General features: G+C 29.7%; 18 protein-coding genes. 1 reads left to right on the top strand and 17 read right to left on the bottom strand.

Annotation, left to right across the window (positions count from 1 at the left end; all coding sequences use genetic code 11):
* The first annotated feature begins 116 nt into the window (after positions 1 to 116).
* Positions 117 to 677, top strand: a complete 561-nt coding sequence (lepB, locus tag CLOPA_RS08075) for a signal peptidase I (RefSeq protein WP_015614943.1) — start codon at positions 117 to 119, stop codon at positions 675 to 677.
* Between the two features lie 492 nt (positions 678 to 1,169).
* On the opposite strand, the gene CLOPA_RS08070 is transcribed toward lepB, so the two are convergent.
* The 17 genes from CLOPA_RS08070 to CLOPA_RS07990 form a co-directional block, all read right to left on the bottom strand.
* Positions 1,170 to 3,098, bottom strand: coding sequence for a type IV secretory system conjugative DNA transfer family protein (locus tag CLOPA_RS08070; protein WP_015614942.1), 1,929 nt, complete (start codon positions 3,096 to 3,098; stop codon positions 1,170 to 1,172).
* A 40-nt stretch (positions 3,099 to 3,138) separates the two neighbouring features.
* Positions 3,139 to 4,059 (bottom strand): hypothetical protein, encoded by a 921-nt coding sequence (locus CLOPA_RS08065; RefSeq protein ID WP_015614941.1) that lies wholly within the window; start codon positions 4,057 to 4,059, stop codon positions 3,139 to 3,141.
* Complete coding sequence (locus CLOPA_RS08060) at positions 4,049 to 4,618, bottom strand: hypothetical protein (RefSeq protein WP_015614940.1); 570 nt, start codon at positions 4,616 to 4,618, stop codon at positions 4,049 to 4,051. The genes CLOPA_RS08065 and CLOPA_RS08060 overlap by 11 nt, the downstream gene beginning before the upstream one ends.
* On the bottom strand, positions 4,619 to 5,128 hold the full coding sequence (locus tag CLOPA_RS08055) for a class I SAM-dependent methyltransferase (protein ID WP_015614939.1): 510 nt from the start codon (positions 5,126 to 5,128) through the stop codon (positions 4,619 to 4,621).
* 368 nt (positions 5,129 to 5,496) lie between these two features.
* A complete protein-coding gene (locus tag CLOPA_RS08050; RefSeq protein WP_015614938.1) occupies positions 5,497 to 5,715 on the bottom strand; it encodes a DUF6103 family protein in 219 nt (72 codons plus the stop codon).
* A gap of 21 nt (positions 5,716 to 5,736) precedes the next feature.
* Positions 5,737 to 6,264: a hypothetical protein gene (locus CLOPA_RS08045; protein WP_015614937.1), complete on the bottom strand. Its 528-nt coding sequence runs from the start codon at positions 6,262 to 6,264 to the stop codon at positions 5,737 to 5,739.
* A gap of 16 nt (positions 6,265 to 6,280) precedes the next feature.
* The gene (locus tag CLOPA_RS08040) at positions 6,281 to 6,655 is read right to left on the bottom strand and encodes an SHOCT domain-containing protein (protein WP_015614936.1); all 375 of its coding nucleotides are present in this window, start codon (positions 6,653 to 6,655) and stop codon (positions 6,281 to 6,283) included.
* A 25-nt stretch (positions 6,656 to 6,680) separates the two neighbouring features.
* Positions 6,681 to 7,706 (bottom strand): bifunctional lytic transglycosylase/C40 family peptidase, encoded by a 1,026-nt coding sequence (locus CLOPA_RS08035; RefSeq protein ID WP_015614935.1) that lies wholly within the window; start codon positions 7,704 to 7,706, stop codon positions 6,681 to 6,683.
* Entirely contained in the window at positions 7,706 to 8,791 is a 1,086-nt protein-coding gene (locus CLOPA_RS08030) for a hypothetical protein (RefSeq protein ID WP_155241886.1), read from the bottom strand. The genes CLOPA_RS08035 and CLOPA_RS08030 overlap by 1 nt, the downstream gene beginning before the upstream one ends.
* 4 nt (positions 8,792 to 8,795) lie before the next feature.
* Positions 8,796 to 10,469, bottom strand: coding sequence for a group II intron reverse transcriptase/maturase (gene ltrA / locus CLOPA_RS08025; RefSeq protein ID WP_015614934.1), 1,674 nt, complete (start codon positions 10,467 to 10,469; stop codon positions 8,796 to 8,798).
* A gap of 530 nt (positions 10,470 to 10,999) precedes the next feature.
* Positions 11,000 to 11,878 (bottom strand): ATP-binding protein, encoded by an 879-nt coding sequence (locus CLOPA_RS08020; RefSeq protein ID WP_051115626.1) that lies wholly within the window; start codon positions 11,876 to 11,878, stop codon positions 11,000 to 11,002.
* 17 nt (positions 11,879 to 11,895) lie between these two features.
* Positions 11,896 to 12,516: a hypothetical protein gene (locus CLOPA_RS08015; protein WP_015614933.1), complete on the bottom strand. Its 621-nt coding sequence runs from the start codon at positions 12,514 to 12,516 to the stop codon at positions 11,896 to 11,898.
* Positions 12,517 to 12,792, bottom strand: coding sequence for a hypothetical protein (locus tag CLOPA_RS08010; RefSeq protein WP_015614932.1), 276 nt, complete (start codon positions 12,790 to 12,792; stop codon positions 12,517 to 12,519).
* Between the two features lie 47 nt (positions 12,793 to 12,839).
* A complete protein-coding gene (locus CLOPA_RS25775; protein ID WP_015614931.1) occupies positions 12,840 to 13,724 on the bottom strand; it encodes a conjugal transfer protein TrbL family protein in 885 nt (294 codons plus the stop codon).
* Between the two features lie 29 nt (positions 13,725 to 13,753).
* Positions 13,754 to 14,089, bottom strand: coding sequence for a DUF3852 family protein (locus CLOPA_RS08000; protein WP_015614930.1), 336 nt, complete (start codon positions 14,087 to 14,089; stop codon positions 13,754 to 13,756).
* Positions 14,090 to 14,284: 195 nt separating this feature from the next.
* Complete coding sequence (locus CLOPA_RS23645; protein WP_015614928.1) at positions 14,285 to 15,289, bottom strand: hypothetical protein; 1,005 nt, start codon at positions 15,287 to 15,289, stop codon at positions 14,285 to 14,287.
* Positions 15,290 to 15,312: 23 nt separating this feature from the next.
* A complete protein-coding gene (locus tag CLOPA_RS07990) occupies positions 15,313 to 15,615 on the bottom strand; it encodes a hypothetical protein (RefSeq protein WP_015614927.1) in 303 nt (100 codons plus the stop codon).
* Positions 15,616 to 15,681: the final 66 nt, after the last annotated feature.

The following is a 15,681-nucleotide window of genomic DNA, read 5'->3' as shown; positions in this document are numbered from 1 at the left end:
GAATATACATTGTGTGGAATTCATATATTTTTGAGATGGTTTACGCAGTAATTATACTATTGTATAATATTATCTAAATTACAAATTATTATATAAACATAGAAAGTAGTGATTTTATGAGTGAAAATCGAGAAAGCAATAATTTAATAAGTACTGTAGGTATATTTAAAATAAAAAAAATAATTATAGATTATTTATTACCTATCGTAACAGCCATAGTTCTTGCAACGCTGGTTAATAAGTTACTATTATTTAAAATTAAGGTTCCCACACCATCAATGTATCCTACCATTAAAGTTAATGACCAGATTTTTGTTACTAGAGTTTATAATAAAAGTAATCTAAAAAGAGGAGATGTAGTAGTTTTTGACTCAAAAGAATTAAACGAAGAATTGGTTAAAAGACTTATAGGCCTTCCAAATGATACAGTAGAGATTACTGATAAAGGTTTGGTATATGTTAATGGTAAGAAATTAAACGAGCCATATGTAGTTGATAATGGGGGAAAGGCAGGTATTTATAAAGTACCATCAGAACATTATTTTTTTCTGGGTGATAACAGAATAAATTCTTGGGATTCTAGGTATTGGAATAATCCATATATTGATAGTTCATACATAGAAGGAAAAGCTCAACTTACAGTATATCCTTTTAATAGATTTGGAATTTTAAAATAAATAAAGAAGGATAATTAAATTCTTACTTATTTAAAAAATTAAATGAGTTCTACACAATTACTATTGTGTGGAATTCATTAAGAGTTACTTACTTTTTTTATTGCTATACTCTATATCTTCAATATGATTAAAATTATATATATTCACTAGAAAAAAATAACTATACTTTGATAAAAATAAAAATTTAGCTTTCAGAGGCCTCCGAGAAACCTAGCCGAATTGGAAGTCTTAGCTGAGGTGGAAGCTCCCGCGGGACTCCGCGTGGAATTACACCGAAGGAACCCGACGGGCTTGGTTTGTTGGAGATAACTTATTTTTGATTTTCCGTTAGGTTAATTATTAAAATTTATAAAGATAAAAGTGTGATACAAAACTTTAAGATTCCAGGACTGATCTTGATGGCAGCACAAAAATTTTGTATTACATTAAGTTTATTATTAAAAATAAAAAGGACATAGGGAATATTCCTTATGTCCTTTTTTAGGTTTATATTTAATCTTTTAATATATCTTCTACATCTGCAAATTCATTTTTATTTTTATCATTATCATTATTTTCTTTAGTTTTGACATTTATCTTATCAGTTTTGATATCAATAGCTTTAGGAGTCTTTTTAAGGTCTTTATTTAATGGTATATCTTTAGTTTTTATAACTTCATTATTACTTAAAGTATTATTATTTTTATTCAAAGGCTCTTCAAGATTTAAATTTATACTTCTGACCTTTATTTTATTTAAACTTCTTTGGTCTTTGGATAAAAATATAGCTTGACCAGTTTGGAAATTTTGTATTTCTGTAGCTTTGATTTTTGATTCCATAACATTATGCATACTTCCTGTTCCAGTAATCTTGTTTCCACTGCTGAATATACCTGTTTTCCTCTCTATCGAATAAGTATACTGAATCTTTTCTTCTTCGCCTATTATCCTTTCCCATTCTGTAGAGCTGTCAGCTCCGTTTTGACGCATTATAATGTAATTATTACAGTTATCTATTATCTGATTACGCAAAGATGTTCCGCCTGCCTTATCAAGGTCAGATAGACTTTGAAAAGCAGGAATACAAGTTGTATTTGAACTTCTTGATTTATTTAATAAATCTACTGCTGTGTCACTAGCATAGACGTTAAATTCATCAAAGATAAAAAACTTTCTTGTTTTATCTCCAAAAAGTTTTGATACTGCTTTTCTTGCATCAAGTACCGCAAGCTTACCTACCTGTTTTGAAAACTGTGGCTTACTTAAAGTGTCTAATATTATTAATATATTTGATTTTTCTTTCATTGCTGTGTATATATCTATCCCACTACTCTTAAACAGTATTCCTGCTTCACTCTCTGCTGTAGTTGCAAAACGTGCCATTGCAGAATTTGCAATCGGACCTGTACTCTCTATTATTTCACTTAATTTTGTATATTCTTCAATAGACAAATTTTCATTATCCTTCATTTCTTCAACTAATTTTTGAAATTGACTTGGTGAATAATTAATTATAGTATTTAAATCTAATTTAATCTTTTGCATATTTAAAACTCTTATGAGCTGTTGTAAATATCTTTCTGTATTAACTTTGTAATGCTCTTCTGACCATTCATTCATACTTATAAGCATATCTTTAGCTTCTGTCATTCCTGCATTTAAAAAAGGATTGTAATAATCACTATCATGTGGATTAACAAAATTAATTACATATAATTTTCTATTATATTTTTTAGATAATGACTTCATGTAATCCAGTAAACTTCCTTTGTCTAAATCTCCTTTACCATCTACAGCAAGAATGGGATAATCTTTTTGCATAGCATTTTCAATAAAATTAGCTATAGTGACAGTTTTTCCTGCTCCTGTTGTTCCTGCAATTGCTATATGTTTTGCTTTATCTTCCACTTTAACTTTTAATAAATCTTCGTATTCTATGCCAATTGTTGTATATCCATTTTCATGCTTTAATCCTTTTATTTTATCTAAAGCTTTATTTACTGCTCTTTCCTTTATTGCCTCACTTGAATGTTCTTCTTTATTCATTGCAATTGAAATTATATGAGCTATAATACTTGCTATTATAAATGCTAATACAATTTGCCAAAAAATGTTTATATGAACTATATAATTTTTATAAGTTATAGATATATCATTTTTGTGGATTAAAGCATTAAATAAAACTTTTATAAAATTAATTGAGCTTATAAAAAACTGTGCTGCCAAACTAATTTTAAGATTAACAAGAAATGCAACTATAAAACCTATTAAAGTAAATAATAATTTATTTACTTTAATAAATAAAAAAGGTATCGTAAAAAATATTGAAATTATAAGAGCTGGTAAGCTTGTTATTGCTAAGAAAGTTAATATTAAAGCCCCTAAAATTATTAATATAATCATGTTTTCCGTATGATGACTATTTAAATTATTATTTTCCATATAAAACACTCCTTTACATAGATTAAAGAGCAATTAAAATTTAATTGCTCTTTAATCTTTCCTTTATTTTTTTTATTTCTAAGACATCTATATTTTTTAAAAAGCTTTCTGTTTGCTTATTAGCTCTAAAATACTTACCAATCTCTAAGTTAATTACGCTAATATCTTTCAAAAACATTAATCCTTTTGTTTGCATCTTCTTAATATCATTTATAAGAAATTTTTTTCTCTCTTCACTTTCAGTTAATACTTTAATATTGTATCCTGTATAAATCTTTAAAGATTTTATTACAGGCTCTATTTTTTCAAGTAGTGATTTATATATCCAATTTTTATTTCTATCAAAATCTAATATCAATAATGTAATAAAATTATCTTTAATATCATCAAAATATATTCTACTTCTATTAAGTTTTGATATTATATCTTCACTTTTCTCTGATTTGATTTCTTGCTCTTTTATAATTTTGACATAATCCTTGTTATTTTTAAGAAAATTCATATTAACATTTTTATCATTATTTTTATATTTATCAAGTTCATTTTTATATCTATTTAAAAAAGGTGTATATGGATTTTTGGGATTAAAAAAATCGCTTGGATTAGAAATATATTCTGCTAGATAACAGCAAGCTTTTAGTTGTGTAGATGTTGGAAGTTCTATATAAGATATATTTTTTTTATTTTTAAGATATTTGATTGATGTTTTTGTAAGAATTACATAATTATTATTATTTATATTAATAATTTTTAAAAGCTTACTATCTTCCATTGAATGTATATCTTGAAAAGTTTGCAATTGAACTTTACTAGAAAATTTATATATTTGTTTTACAAACATATATCCACCAAAAGAATATATAAGTTTTATATAATCCTGAAATTTTAAAATTATGTCTAAATAAACATATGGATTAATTTCTAAATTTGCAGGAATTACAATATCTTTTTCAAGCTTCAATTTTTATCACCTCATTACAACCAATTTCATCAGCTATTCTAAACTTCTCTTCTATTTGTTCTCTAGTATAATTTTTTGTTGTAACTTCAACGCCTACAATACTATTATCTATTTTATACGTTGCGTCAATCATCGTAGATAGTGTCTCATTTGGATTATTTGTTTTATAATCACTTATTAAATCATTTTCATTTTTCCATGTTTCTTTTTCTTTTTCATCTAAGCTGTAATAAATACTGGATAATTTTAAATCATGTTCGATCTGTCTTTCATTACTTCTATAAAAATTTTTAATATCTGTATTAGCTTTAAGATAAGCTTTTCCTTTATCATTTAAATAATAGGTTTTAATTACGTTTGTACCTTTATTTACAACAACATTTTTTGTGGTTATATAATTTTCTTTTTCAAGATTCTTTAATCTTTTTTCACTAAGTCCAATTTGATTTCTAGCATCATAGTGAGATGTAACCCCAGTACGTGCGATACCCTTCATGAGTTCAAAATCTTTTCCAGTAATATTTTTAATTAATGCACCCGCTTTTCTCCCCCTTGCCATTTAATCACTCCTTTTCTTAGCTATGAATTTATTTTCTTTTAATCTAATATTTACTATGTCCCATTTTTCAGAAAATAAATTTACAATCTCATTGAAATTATAAGGTATTCCATTTCTTAATTTTTTTTTATTAAGCTCTACAATACAGAAAGATTTTTTATCAGAAATTCTAGTAATTTCTTTAATTAAATGCTTTTTATCTTTAATAAACATAAAAATATAATTACAAAGTATAATATTAAACTTATCACTTATAGGTATTTTATTTTCTAAATCATGTTTAATAAATTTTATGCTGTTATTAATTTCTTTAAATTTATTAATATCAACAGCAGTTATATTTTTTAATCCAAGTTCTTTTAAATAATAAATATTTCTTCCCTTACCACAGCCAAGGTCAATTATTTTATCATCTATTGAAATTTCATTTATAAACCTTAAAATAAAAAATCTTAAATAATCACTCCTAGAACTTCCAGAGCATTGAGGACATATTCTTAAATCAAACATATTTTCTCCTTTGAAAGTATTTACTGTAGGGCGGACAAAAAGTATTTTGGCAGAAAAAAAACAGCTTTGCTGTGGTTCTTATGAAAAAAGCTCCTTAGAGCAAATTTTCGTAAGAATTTTTGAAGCCTTGGCTGTTATTTTTTATATGAATAGAATTATGTAAAGGCAGTAGGTGGGATTGGGTATTTTTGTCCGCCTACTCAACGAGTATAATCCTACTTTTCGTTTTGCGTTGATTTTACTGGCTTTAGCCAGTGAAATATACCTACTCAACAAGTATAATATATTCAATTTCATTGAATTATACTCATTGAGTAGGTATATTTTATACTTAATTATTACAAATTGCAACTGCAATTTATAGTAATTTATTCTGATTGTGTCTCTACTGCTGTCTCTTTTATTGTCTCTGATGATTCACTTTCTTCAATAAATTGCTTTAGCAATTTGGGTACATTTTTATTGTATAATCCATCTAAAAATTTAATTAATTCATCATTTAAATTTTTATTTTTTGACTTTAAAGCTACTGAAATAGCTTTCAATTTTTCTTCGTCATATGATAATTTTAAAGATGTTTTCTTCATAATAGACCTCCTCTTTTATTATTAATTTTGTAAATTATCAATTTGATTTTTCTTAATTAAACTTACATCCAATGTAGTATTTTGATAAGGAATTGTTGTAAAATCTAAGTTATTTTTACTTGCCATATCTTTGTTTAGCGGATATACAGTAATATTTACTTTAGTAACATCATCTGTTAAATTAACAGTATAACTTAATGTATTTTCATTATTTGATGCATTACTATTAATTGTTAGAGTATTATTGTTTTGGTCTTTTGCTATTACTTTTAATTTATCAATATTATTACTATTTTGTATATTTAAATTCAAATTCATTGTGGATTTATCTATAAAAAAAGCATTGCTTATATTATAGGACATTGCATAATCTACTCCTGCTATATTTAAAGTTGTATTGTAATTTTTATTCTCAACCGTGGCTGTTTGTGCCAATACTTTATTACTTTTACCTGTGACTTTCCCCATGTTTTTACCTATCGTAAACGATAAAATAAGAGCTAATATTAACAACGATATATATATAATTCTCTTATTATTATAAAACATATTTTTTAAACCTCCATTATTTTCTATTTAAAATTTCATTCTTTAATCTGTTAAATTCTTCTTCTGTTATAGCACCATTTTTCCTTAGTTCTGCTATCTTGTTTAATTCATCTGCTTTACTACCTTTACTATCTCCCATTTTATTTCTTAATAATTCAGTCTGTTCTCTTAGCAATATACTTGTATTAGAAGGCTTAAATATTACATAAATAATAAAGCCTACTATGGCTCCCAATATTGCTGAGCTGCCTGCCATAGTTAAAGAAACTGCAATAGTTGTTAGTATCGAATCCGTAGTAGGAAATTGAGAAGTCATAAAACCTCCTAGCAATGCAAAAATTAATGCTGTTATTAGAACTGGTTTTTTTGGTGATGGTCTTTTATAACTCATTTTTTACTTCCTTTCATATATATATTTATTTATTAGGTACTCTACCAAAACCTACTAGATGTTGCTGAAAGTATCCTGTTAAATCTGCGTAACCTATGCCTTTACCTCCTGCCTGATAAAATCTATTATTTCCTACGTAAATACCAACGTGAGTAATATAATCTGAAGTAACATAAGTACCTTGGAAGAAAACTAAATCGCCTGGCTGTGCATCAGATTGAGACACCTTTGCACACTGCTCATACTGCTCCTGTGCTGTCCTGTTTAACTTAATTCCTATCTGATTATAAACGTATTCTGTTAGCCCCGAACAATCGAAACTGGTAACAGGTGAAGCCCCACCGAATACGTAAGGCATACCCTGATATTTAGTAGCAATTGACATAAGTTTATTATAATTATCTATGCCTAATGGAGAACTGTTTACTGCTGTAATAACCTCATTTTGTGCTAAGTTTTTCATAACTTTTGAAGCATAGCTTACGTCTCCATAACTTTTCCATCCCATTTTTGAAGCTTCCATTGATGAATAAGTTTGTGCCAAAACATCTGTGCTTTTTCCTCCATTTGATGATACAAAATCAATATATCCCCATCCAAAATTATAAGCTTGAACTATAGTGGTAAAATCAACATGTTTGTTGTTTCCATAGTCTAAAACCGATTTGAAATATTTTACTCCTGCGTCAACACTTTCCTCGGGATTTTGTATTGAATTAGGTGGTAATCCTTCCGATTCAGAACTTTGCATTATATCATTTGTTGATGAACTTCCTATCTCTTGATATATTAGAGCAAGTAAAAAATCTGTGTACTGTGAAACTCCATATTTGTTAGTGTAGACACTAACAAGTGGACGCCATTTTTCAATATATGGAGGTACATTTGCCTTGCCAAAAGGACTTTGATCTGAACTCGTTGCTCCACCAAATATGGCTAAGATAGGAAGAAAAATCAAGAGCATTATACCAATTATTATATAAATAATTTTCTTTCTGTGCTCTTCATCAAATAATATCTTTCCAACTTCGATAATTAATTTTAGATTCATTATCTACCACCTGCATTACCGAATAAAATTCGTTTATGCTCTGGTGCTCCAACCTGTAAATTATATTTACTTCCTCCACTTATAAATAGACAGTTTCCTCTGCATGGAGCTTTTATTAAATTAAATTCACTGCCATTTATATTAAGTAAATTTGTATATAATTTTCTATCTATACTACCTGGGTAAAATAAAAATTTATAAGTTGGTATTGCAAATAATGGCTTTGTAAGTTCTGCTATATCTTTCATTAAATAATCTTCTATATTCTGACTTGCTAATACTATGGAGCTGTCTTTCTTTCTTACTCTTTTTGCAAAGTTTCTTACATACTTTACCATAACTATATTATCAAGGAATAAATAGAATTCGTCAAGCATACCAACTGTATTACCTTCAACTAAAAGCTTATTTGTCATGTATGAAAGTACATTAAAAAGCATTGCATCTTTTAAATTACTGGAAGCTTCAAGTAAACTTTTTACTCCAAAAGTTAAGAAATTGAAATCAGGAATATTAGTATAATTATTAAAAAATCTGCTGTCTGAACCTTTACAAATTGAATATAATCCTAGCAGTAATTCTCTTAATTGTTCTTTTGTATATATAGCAAATTTAAGGTTATCATAATTATTAAAATCTTCTTCAATTGTATTGTATAAATCTGAAAGTATTGGATAATCAGTAGCTTTTTTATTCTTTAAATCTGATTCATAATCTATATTAAATTTTTTATAAGTTCTCTCTAATTCTATTTCTAAGACATCTATTAATTCATCTTTAAAATCTTCTTTATATGCCTTAAAAAAATCTCTTAAGAATGATATATGCTGACTTAAAATTGTCTTTTTACTAAAGGCACTTACAAAGTCATTTTGACTGTTTTCATCATTATAATTACTTTCATTACTATCGTTAAACATTTTAGGCTCTAATACATTTATGATGTATTCTCCTGTCATTAAATCTATAAAAGTACCTTTTAATTTTTCTGTTATTGTTTTATAGTCGACTAAGTCGGAGCGATTACTCGCCCTTTCTCGTCTAAGAACCGTACGTGAGCGTTTCCACTCATACGGCTCAAGCATTTCATCACTCTTTCGAGCGACACTCAAGATAAATTTGTTGGCAATGTTTATGGACATACGCCATGTTAGGCACTTCGTCCTTGCCACCTATGGATTTTCGAACTTTGAAGAATATTTCTCTATCGTCGCTAATTTCCATAGGCATTCCACAGTGATAGCAACATCCGCTTTGATTTTTCCAGACTAATTTGAACCGCCCAGATAATCTCTTCATACCATTATTAAATTTACGGTCATTAAAATACTGTGTATCGAAATACGGATTTGCATTCATTCGTACTTTTGTGTGACGGACTATTGGAATATGGTCTACCCTTAATAATTCTTTTGTATCAGTAGAGAATACCCAGTTACGGTTGCCCTTTTTATGCCAGTAATTTGTTGACACCCACCATTTTCCTTTATGTGGATGACGTCGTTTTGCCCATCTCCATAGTAATTCATAGAGTATATAGTCAGTGTGCGCAAATGCTTCACTGGCACATACAGACTGATGGTAATTTGTCCAGCCACGTATTTGTTGGTTCAGCTTTTCAATCAAGACTTCTTGTTTCCAAGCCTTTCCACGTTTTAAAATAGTTTCAGATAAACTTGCTACAAAGTTGTCCACTGATTTCTTCGATGGTTTTACTATAAGTTTTTCGTTCCATTTTCGGAACGTCCATCCGAGCATATCGAAGCCGTCATTGATGTGTGTTATTTTTGTCTTTTCCTCTGATAACTCCAATCCTCTTGTTTGTAAGAATTCCCGAATTAGTTCTTTTGCTTCTTCGGCAATTTCTTTTGTTGCCGCTGTAACTATAAAATCATCAGCGTAACGTACAAGATATACCTTGTTGGCGATTTGAAACCGATTATCTACTCTTCCTAATTTATTTGTATGGAATCTGTCTGATAGCGCTTTCTGCATACCATCAAGAGCCATATTTGCTAGTATTGGTGAGATAACTCCTCCTTGAGGAGTTCCATCATCTGTTGGGAACAACTCATTTTCAAATACAAATCCAGCTTTTAGGAATTGTTTCAATACCGATTTATCCATAGGAATATTTTCAATCAGCCACTCATGGCTGATGTAGTCGAAGCAAGCTTTTATATCTCCCTCTAATATCCATTTCGCACAATTTTCTCTTGATAGTGCTGTGAATATGTATTCACACGCATCTTGACAACAGCGATTTTTTCTGAATCCAAATGATTTCGTGTCTGCTGTCACCTCTGATACGGGGTCAAGTGCAAGTGCATACAATGCCTGCATTGCTCTGTCATACATACATGGAATACCTAGTGGTCGCTTTGCTTTCTTGCCTTTTTTCTCGATATATACTCGTCTTAGTGGCTTTGCTTTGTAGTTCTTGTCTGTAAGGGATAGCACTGCTTGCATTTTAGAAGCTGTGGTTGACCACAATTCTTTATCTACACCTGAAGTGTTTTTCCCTTTGTTGGTGGTCACTTTTCTAACCGCCAACGCTTTTGCATAGTACGAATGCGTTAATAAATACTGAAGTCTTTTTACTGTGTTCCATTTCTTTTCTTGAGTTGCCTTAGCAATCCTGATTTGTAGCCTATTAACTTCGTCTTCGGCTTTGTTCCAATCAATACTTTTCCATTGGAATTCTAGCTTTTCTTTGTCTGATAACTTCTCGGATTTCTCCGTCATTGAATGATTACCATTCATAGGTTTACCTCCATTTCTTGCTATGAAATACCATAAGATAAGTCTGCACTCTTTCGAGTTAGGGCAAATTTTGAACCCCTATGCTCCACCATTACAGCAGTGCCTTTCGCTTTTTATCTTCTTCCTTTACCCTCTATGCCATTTCTTCCTCTTACGAGGTCGATACCTTGCAATCAAGGAACATATATGGCTTACCAAGTTCCACATAGTAAATAATTGTGAATGTGTTAGGAGCTATCTTTAAGCCGGGAGGATTTGTGTCCATTTGTTGTAGAATCGCGAAAGTTTCCACAACCACCTCCACACCTTTTGGTGTAAGTGTATCAGCCTTATTTCACTTATTCCCTGTAACGACTCTTACAATAGTTCACTTTACGTTCTCCATAACATTCTTATCCTAACAGTACGTCTTACTTAGGCTATAAGATTTCCCATATTGTCCCACAAGCTTTCCACCCGAACGTTACCATTCACGCAGATTGTGGTAGGATTACCCCAAATGGATAGGGTAGCTGATGGCCAGCAATTTACTATGCGACTTCTTGTCGCACCTCATGCTCGGGATCTAAGCAAATTATTTTTTTATCCTTCATTCTCCAATTAACCATAATCAGCTTTAGAAGATAGCTTTTTCCTTCTCCTGCATTTCCTAAAATAACAATATTTGAATTAGTATGAGTTTTATTTCTTTTATCCAAATCAACTATTATACTTCCGCCAAATCTATCTTTTCCTATAAAAAAACCGTTCTTGTCTATTAAACCACTGTAGGAATAAGGAAATAAATTTGCCAAGCTTGATGATGGCATATGCCTTTCAAATTGAAGCCCTAATAAGTTTTTTCCGCATGGATTTACAGCCATAAAGCCTTCTCTCTGCCTTAAAAATAAATTGTCATAGGTAATCCCATCAAGCTTAATTATCATATCGTTTGTAATCTCGTTTAATTCCTCTTGGCTGTATGCTATAGCTTCAATAAATACAGAAACTTTAAACATTCTTTCATCTTTATTTTGGTTTAAATACTGTACTAAGTTCCTTGTTATTTCTAGTTGCTGGCTTGCTTTTGTTCTTGCAATAAATTTATTTTCTGTAGTATCTGAAATGTTTTTGTTAACACTGCTTTCTATTGAATTTTCATATTCTGCTACGGACATTTGATTACAGTAAACTTTTAAAGTAATATTGCTTTTCTCTCCAAACTTTCTTAATAGAGCTTTGCTGTCCGTATTTAAAGGGTAATTTCTTATTGCAAATACTCTTCTGTATGTGTTCCCGAACACATAATAAGAAGGAGAAAATTTTATTACACTGGGGCTTACCATATCAACAAAGTTTTTAATATATTCATGCTCTTTCTGTTCTTTAATTAAAGCCTTATCCTTCTTTTTAATTTTTAATATACTCATCATAACCCCCCTCAATTTTATATATCAAAATCTTTTACAACTTCACCGCTGAAATTCCTTTCCAAATACACTTGAAGCATATTTTTTAATATATCCTCATTACATTCTAGAATTGTAAACCCCCTGTTTTCTAAAACCTGTTCCACCTTTATAAACTGCTGTTGCAGCTTTTTATAATCTGCATTTTTAAATGGTATAATAAAATAAAATTCTCTGCTTGAACTTTTTGAAGTTTCAAGCTCTTTAAAATATTCTAGGTCTTTTTCTAATAATGTTCTGTAAATATCATCATCAGATTTATTCAATAGTTTTTCTATATAGTTTCTGTTATCTTCCAATCTCTCCACTTTATCAACTACCAAAAATTCAATATTCTGAGTAATATTACATACACTTTTCAACTGATAAATTTCATTTAATAGGAATTCATCAGTTAAAATATTTATATTTTTGGGTGTTAATCTAATATAATACTTGCTTCTTTCAGAACCAAATATTATATTATTTTCTATTCTTTGAATGTCTAAAAATTCCTGAACTGTCTTTTTTGCTTTTGCTTCACTTCTGCCTATACTGTTTTTATTTATGCTCTGTTTCTGCTTTGCAGTGTTCCTAGGTTTTATTGTTAAGAAACCCATTTACTCGCCCCCTTTTCTGCCCCAAAAATATTTTTGCTGTGAATCAACAAGATAATTAAAAGCTTTAAAGATTTCTTCCCATAGATTTGATGAATTTTCAAGTATTCTCATTTTAAATATAAAGAATAGAATAGGAACAGCTAGTAGGGTAAATCTGAAATTTTCTATTGAATACACAACAAAAACAACACTTAAAAGACTTCCTATTGCAAAATCACTGACCGTCAAGTAAAGAAATTGCTTTTTTTCTTTTAGATTTCCAGGATATATAAACATAAAACCTCCTTGTAAAATAAAAATAAGCAACTAATCTTTAAGATTAGTTACTTTGGTATCAAACTTGTAACTGAACTGGCTGAACTTGAAGCTGATGCAGCACTTCCTGCGGCACTGGCACCTCCTGAAAAACCTCCAGCAGAACCCATATTTCTAAATGCAAGAGAACTCATTCCTCCCATTTTTGAAGATTTAGGAGACATACCATAACGACCTGCAATTTTTTCTACTGATGCCGCTGCCATTATAACACCGATACCTAAAAACAGTTTTGTAGCATCATTGGCTATTAAGTTCATCCCTATATATAATAGAGCTATTTGTACCACGTTTGTTAGTGCCATTGCTACTGTAGTTTTACACCATTCAAAAAAACCATCTGTATTACCGCTAGGTATAGAGAATATATATAAATATCCTATTATGATTTGTGCCATGTATAATCCGCCACGTTTCATTATTTGTATTAAGCAGGTTATAACTGCAAATAATGCTACTATTCCAATTAAAAGAGTCCATATCAATCCAATACCAAGATTATTTAGGACAGTATTTAGAGTCGATAATTTAGTATTATAATCAGGTGTTGATACAATTTGAGATACATAAGTGTTAATTGTATTACTTAAATCGTAAAGAGCTATAGCACCTACACGTATAAATGTATAGGCGACAATAGCTTTAATGATGTTTATAATAAGCAAATGAACGTTTATACAGTCACTTTCTAAGTAATCGATATAAACATTAGCAATGGCAAAAAGAATTCCTACAGCAAGGAGTATAAGCCCTATAAAGTCAAATAGGGCTAGAATATTAGTTACTAAATTGTTGCTAAAAAGATCAATTGAGGCATTAGTCATATATGTTAATACTTTTCCTGCCATACCAATAATTTGATCTTTAAGATAAGTAAAGACTATATCCATCATAAAGAATCACCTGTCTTTTTTTTATATTATTATCCAATCAGAGCCCAACCCCATACTGGGAATGTAGTTACAAGTGTAATTCCTGCAACCATTAAAATTATTCCTAAAAGCTCTATTTCTACACCACGTTTGTAAGACGCTACCGCTTTAGCTATTAGAACGCATAAAATAGCAACAAGAACAACGTCTATGACAGGTACAACAACTGTATTAACTATAGGTTTAATTTGGTTTATAACATTGTCTTTAGCTTGATTTAAGGCACCGTTTGCATCTGCATAAGCAAATTGTGTTCCTGCTGTAATAAAAGCTCCTGCACCTGCTGTAATCATTGGTAATTTTTTTAATAAATTTTTAATTTTCATTTTAAAATCCTCCTAAAATTTAAATAATTTTTTAATATAAAAAAACTGCATTGATTATCCTTTAATCAACACAGTTTTCATACTTTATTATTAATAACTTTTTGGTACTGCATAGGTAATTTTACCTCTACTTTCATCAAAGACATATTTATTATATTTAGTTTTTGCTTATATTTCATGGCTCCATCACCTTCTTTATTTCCACCCTAAAAGCCTCTTTTCCAGTTCATCATAGTCATAGGAACGCTGCTCGTAGTCGTTAAAACAGGTCTTAGGAAATCTCTCATTAGCCTTATTGTCATAGTTTCCTTCAATGACTTTTAAATAATTACTTTGCAGCAGTACCCAATCAAAATTACACTTCCAATCACCTTTTCTCCCTGTGAGAAAATCACTTCTTTCAAGCTTTTTAAAGTACTCTTCTACAGCTCCCATATTGAATTTTACTAGCTTCCAAAAGGACTTAATGAGCTTATCCCTTCTACTAGTTCTTCCTCTGACTTTAGGCAGTGATACACAGATTTCATTAAACAGACTTATTATTTTTTCATTGGACACATTCTCTGAGGAAGCATTTTTATACACATTATCCACAGGTAAAGTTTCTTCTCTATGCTCTGTATATATTTTTTTATTTTCTTTTTTATTTTTGTTTTCTTTTTGTCCCCGTGACGTGGACGCATCGTCATACGTATCGTGGTACACACCGTTATACGTTCCGTCATACGTTTTGTCCACGCCTCGTGTTTCCTGTAATTCTGCACTCTTAGAATATTTTCTTTCCATAAAATCATCAATTAATTTTCTTATAGAGCTGTTATTTATAGACTGTTCAACATATTCAAGCAGTGAAATATCTTCTATAAGCTCCAGTTCCTTATTTATTAGATCCATAATTGGTTTACCTGAATTAACGAGATTGTATTTACCCCAATTCTTAATTGCAATTTCACTTGTTTCTTCATTGTACTCAATTAATGAGTGATGACTTATAAAACGGTTTAAAAGGCTCTTTACAGATTCATAGGAATAACCTAACTCAAAGGTCATAAGCTTTATAGGAAGCTTATAAACTCCAATTTGTCTTGTATGCGGATTAGTAAGAAGATATAAATAAAAGAATTTATCTTCCGGAGTAAATTTCTCCATAACCTTTGCATCCTCCCAAAAGCTAGTATATACATGTCTATATTTAGCCATTTAAATTCCTCCTTCCCTAAAATTTAATCATCTTCAAGATCTGATTTACTTATGCCTGAAATATCAAAGGCATTTGACTTCTTATTATTAACTTGATATTCTTCCAGGTACTTATAAACTAATTCTCTCACCTCCTTCTCAAGACCTGATTTATTTAAAACATTACTATCTTTATGATAATAATAAAATCTCACTGCTTCACAAATATAATCAGTTTTCTTTGTTCCACTACTGCTTACTTCATCAAGAATTTTAATTACATCTGAATTCTTCTTTGAAAAAGTAACTAAAACTGAATTTCCTATTTCCTTTTTAATAACAATCACCTTCCAAAGACTTATATAAATTTCATATAAGCTTTATATAAATTCCTATAACCTTAACTTGAAAGT

The sequence above is a fragment of the Clostridium pasteurianum BC1 genome, assembly GCF_000389635.1.
GTDB lineage: Bacteria > Bacillota > Clostridia > Clostridiales > Clostridiaceae > Clostridium_I > Clostridium_I pasteurianum_A.
Note: the sequence above shows the minus strand (reverse complement) of the source record. Positions and strands in the feature narration are given on the sequence as shown.

What these genes read in the sequence shown, in the direction of transcription:
- CLOPA_RS08045 (WP_015614937.1), bottom strand. Translation starts at nt 6,264, where the DNA reads ATGTTTTATAATAATAAGAGAATTATATATATATCGTTGTTAATATTA.
- CLOPA_RS08070 (WP_015614942.1), bottom strand. Translation starts at nt 3,098, where the DNA reads ATGGAAAATAATAATTTAAATAGTCATCATACGGAAAACATGATTATA.
- CLOPA_RS08060 (WP_015614940.1), bottom strand. Translation starts at nt 4,618, where the DNA reads ATGGCAAGGGGGAGAAAAGCGGGTGCATTAATTAAAAATATTACTGGA.
- CLOPA_RS08020 (WP_051115626.1), bottom strand. Translation starts at nt 11,878, where the DNA reads ATGAGTATATTAAAAATTAAAAAGAAGGATAAGGCTTTAATTAAAGAA.
- CLOPA_RS08040 (WP_015614936.1), bottom strand. Translation starts at nt 6,655, where the DNA reads ATGAGTTATAAAAGACCATCACCAAAAAAACCAGTTCTAATAACAGCA.
- CLOPA_RS08000 (WP_015614930.1), bottom strand. Translation starts at nt 14,089, where the DNA reads ATGAAAATTAAAAATTTATTAAAAAAATTACCAATGATTACAGCAGGT.
- lepB (WP_015614943.1), top strand. Translation starts at nt 117, where the DNA reads ATGAGTGAAAATCGAGAAAGCAATAATTTAATAAGTACTGTAGGTATA.
- CLOPA_RS08035 (WP_015614935.1), bottom strand. Translation starts at nt 7,706, where the DNA reads ATGAATCTAAAATTAATTATCGAAGTTGGAAAGATATTATTTGATGAA.
- CLOPA_RS25775 (WP_015614931.1), bottom strand. Translation starts at nt 13,724, where the DNA reads ATGATGGATATAGTCTTTACTTATCTTAAAGATCAAATTATTGGTATG.
- CLOPA_RS08055 (WP_015614939.1), bottom strand. Translation starts at nt 5,128, where the DNA reads ATGTTTGATTTAAGAATATGTCCTCAATGCTCTGGAAGTTCTAGGAGT.
- CLOPA_RS08050 (WP_015614938.1), bottom strand. Translation starts at nt 5,715, where the DNA reads ATGAAGAAAACATCTTTAAAATTATCATATGACGAAGAAAAATTGAAA.
- CLOPA_RS08010 (WP_015614932.1), bottom strand. Translation starts at nt 12,792, where the DNA reads ATGTTTATATATCCTGGAAATCTAAAAGAAAAAAAGCAATTTCTTTAC.
- CLOPA_RS23645 (WP_015614928.1), bottom strand. Translation starts at nt 15,289, where the DNA reads ATGGCTAAATATAGACATGTATATACTAGCTTTTGGGAGGATGCAAAG.
- CLOPA_RS08030 (WP_155241886.1), bottom strand. Translation starts at nt 8,791, where the DNA reads ATGCTTGAGCCGTATGAGTGGAAACGCTCACGTACGGTTCTTAGACGA.
- ltrA (WP_015614934.1), bottom strand. Translation starts at nt 10,469, where the DNA reads ATGAATGGTAATCATTCAATGACGGAGAAATCCGAGAAGTTATCAGAC.
- CLOPA_RS08015 (WP_015614933.1), bottom strand. Translation starts at nt 12,516, where the DNA reads ATGGGTTTCTTAACAATAAAACCTAGGAACACTGCAAAGCAGAAACAG.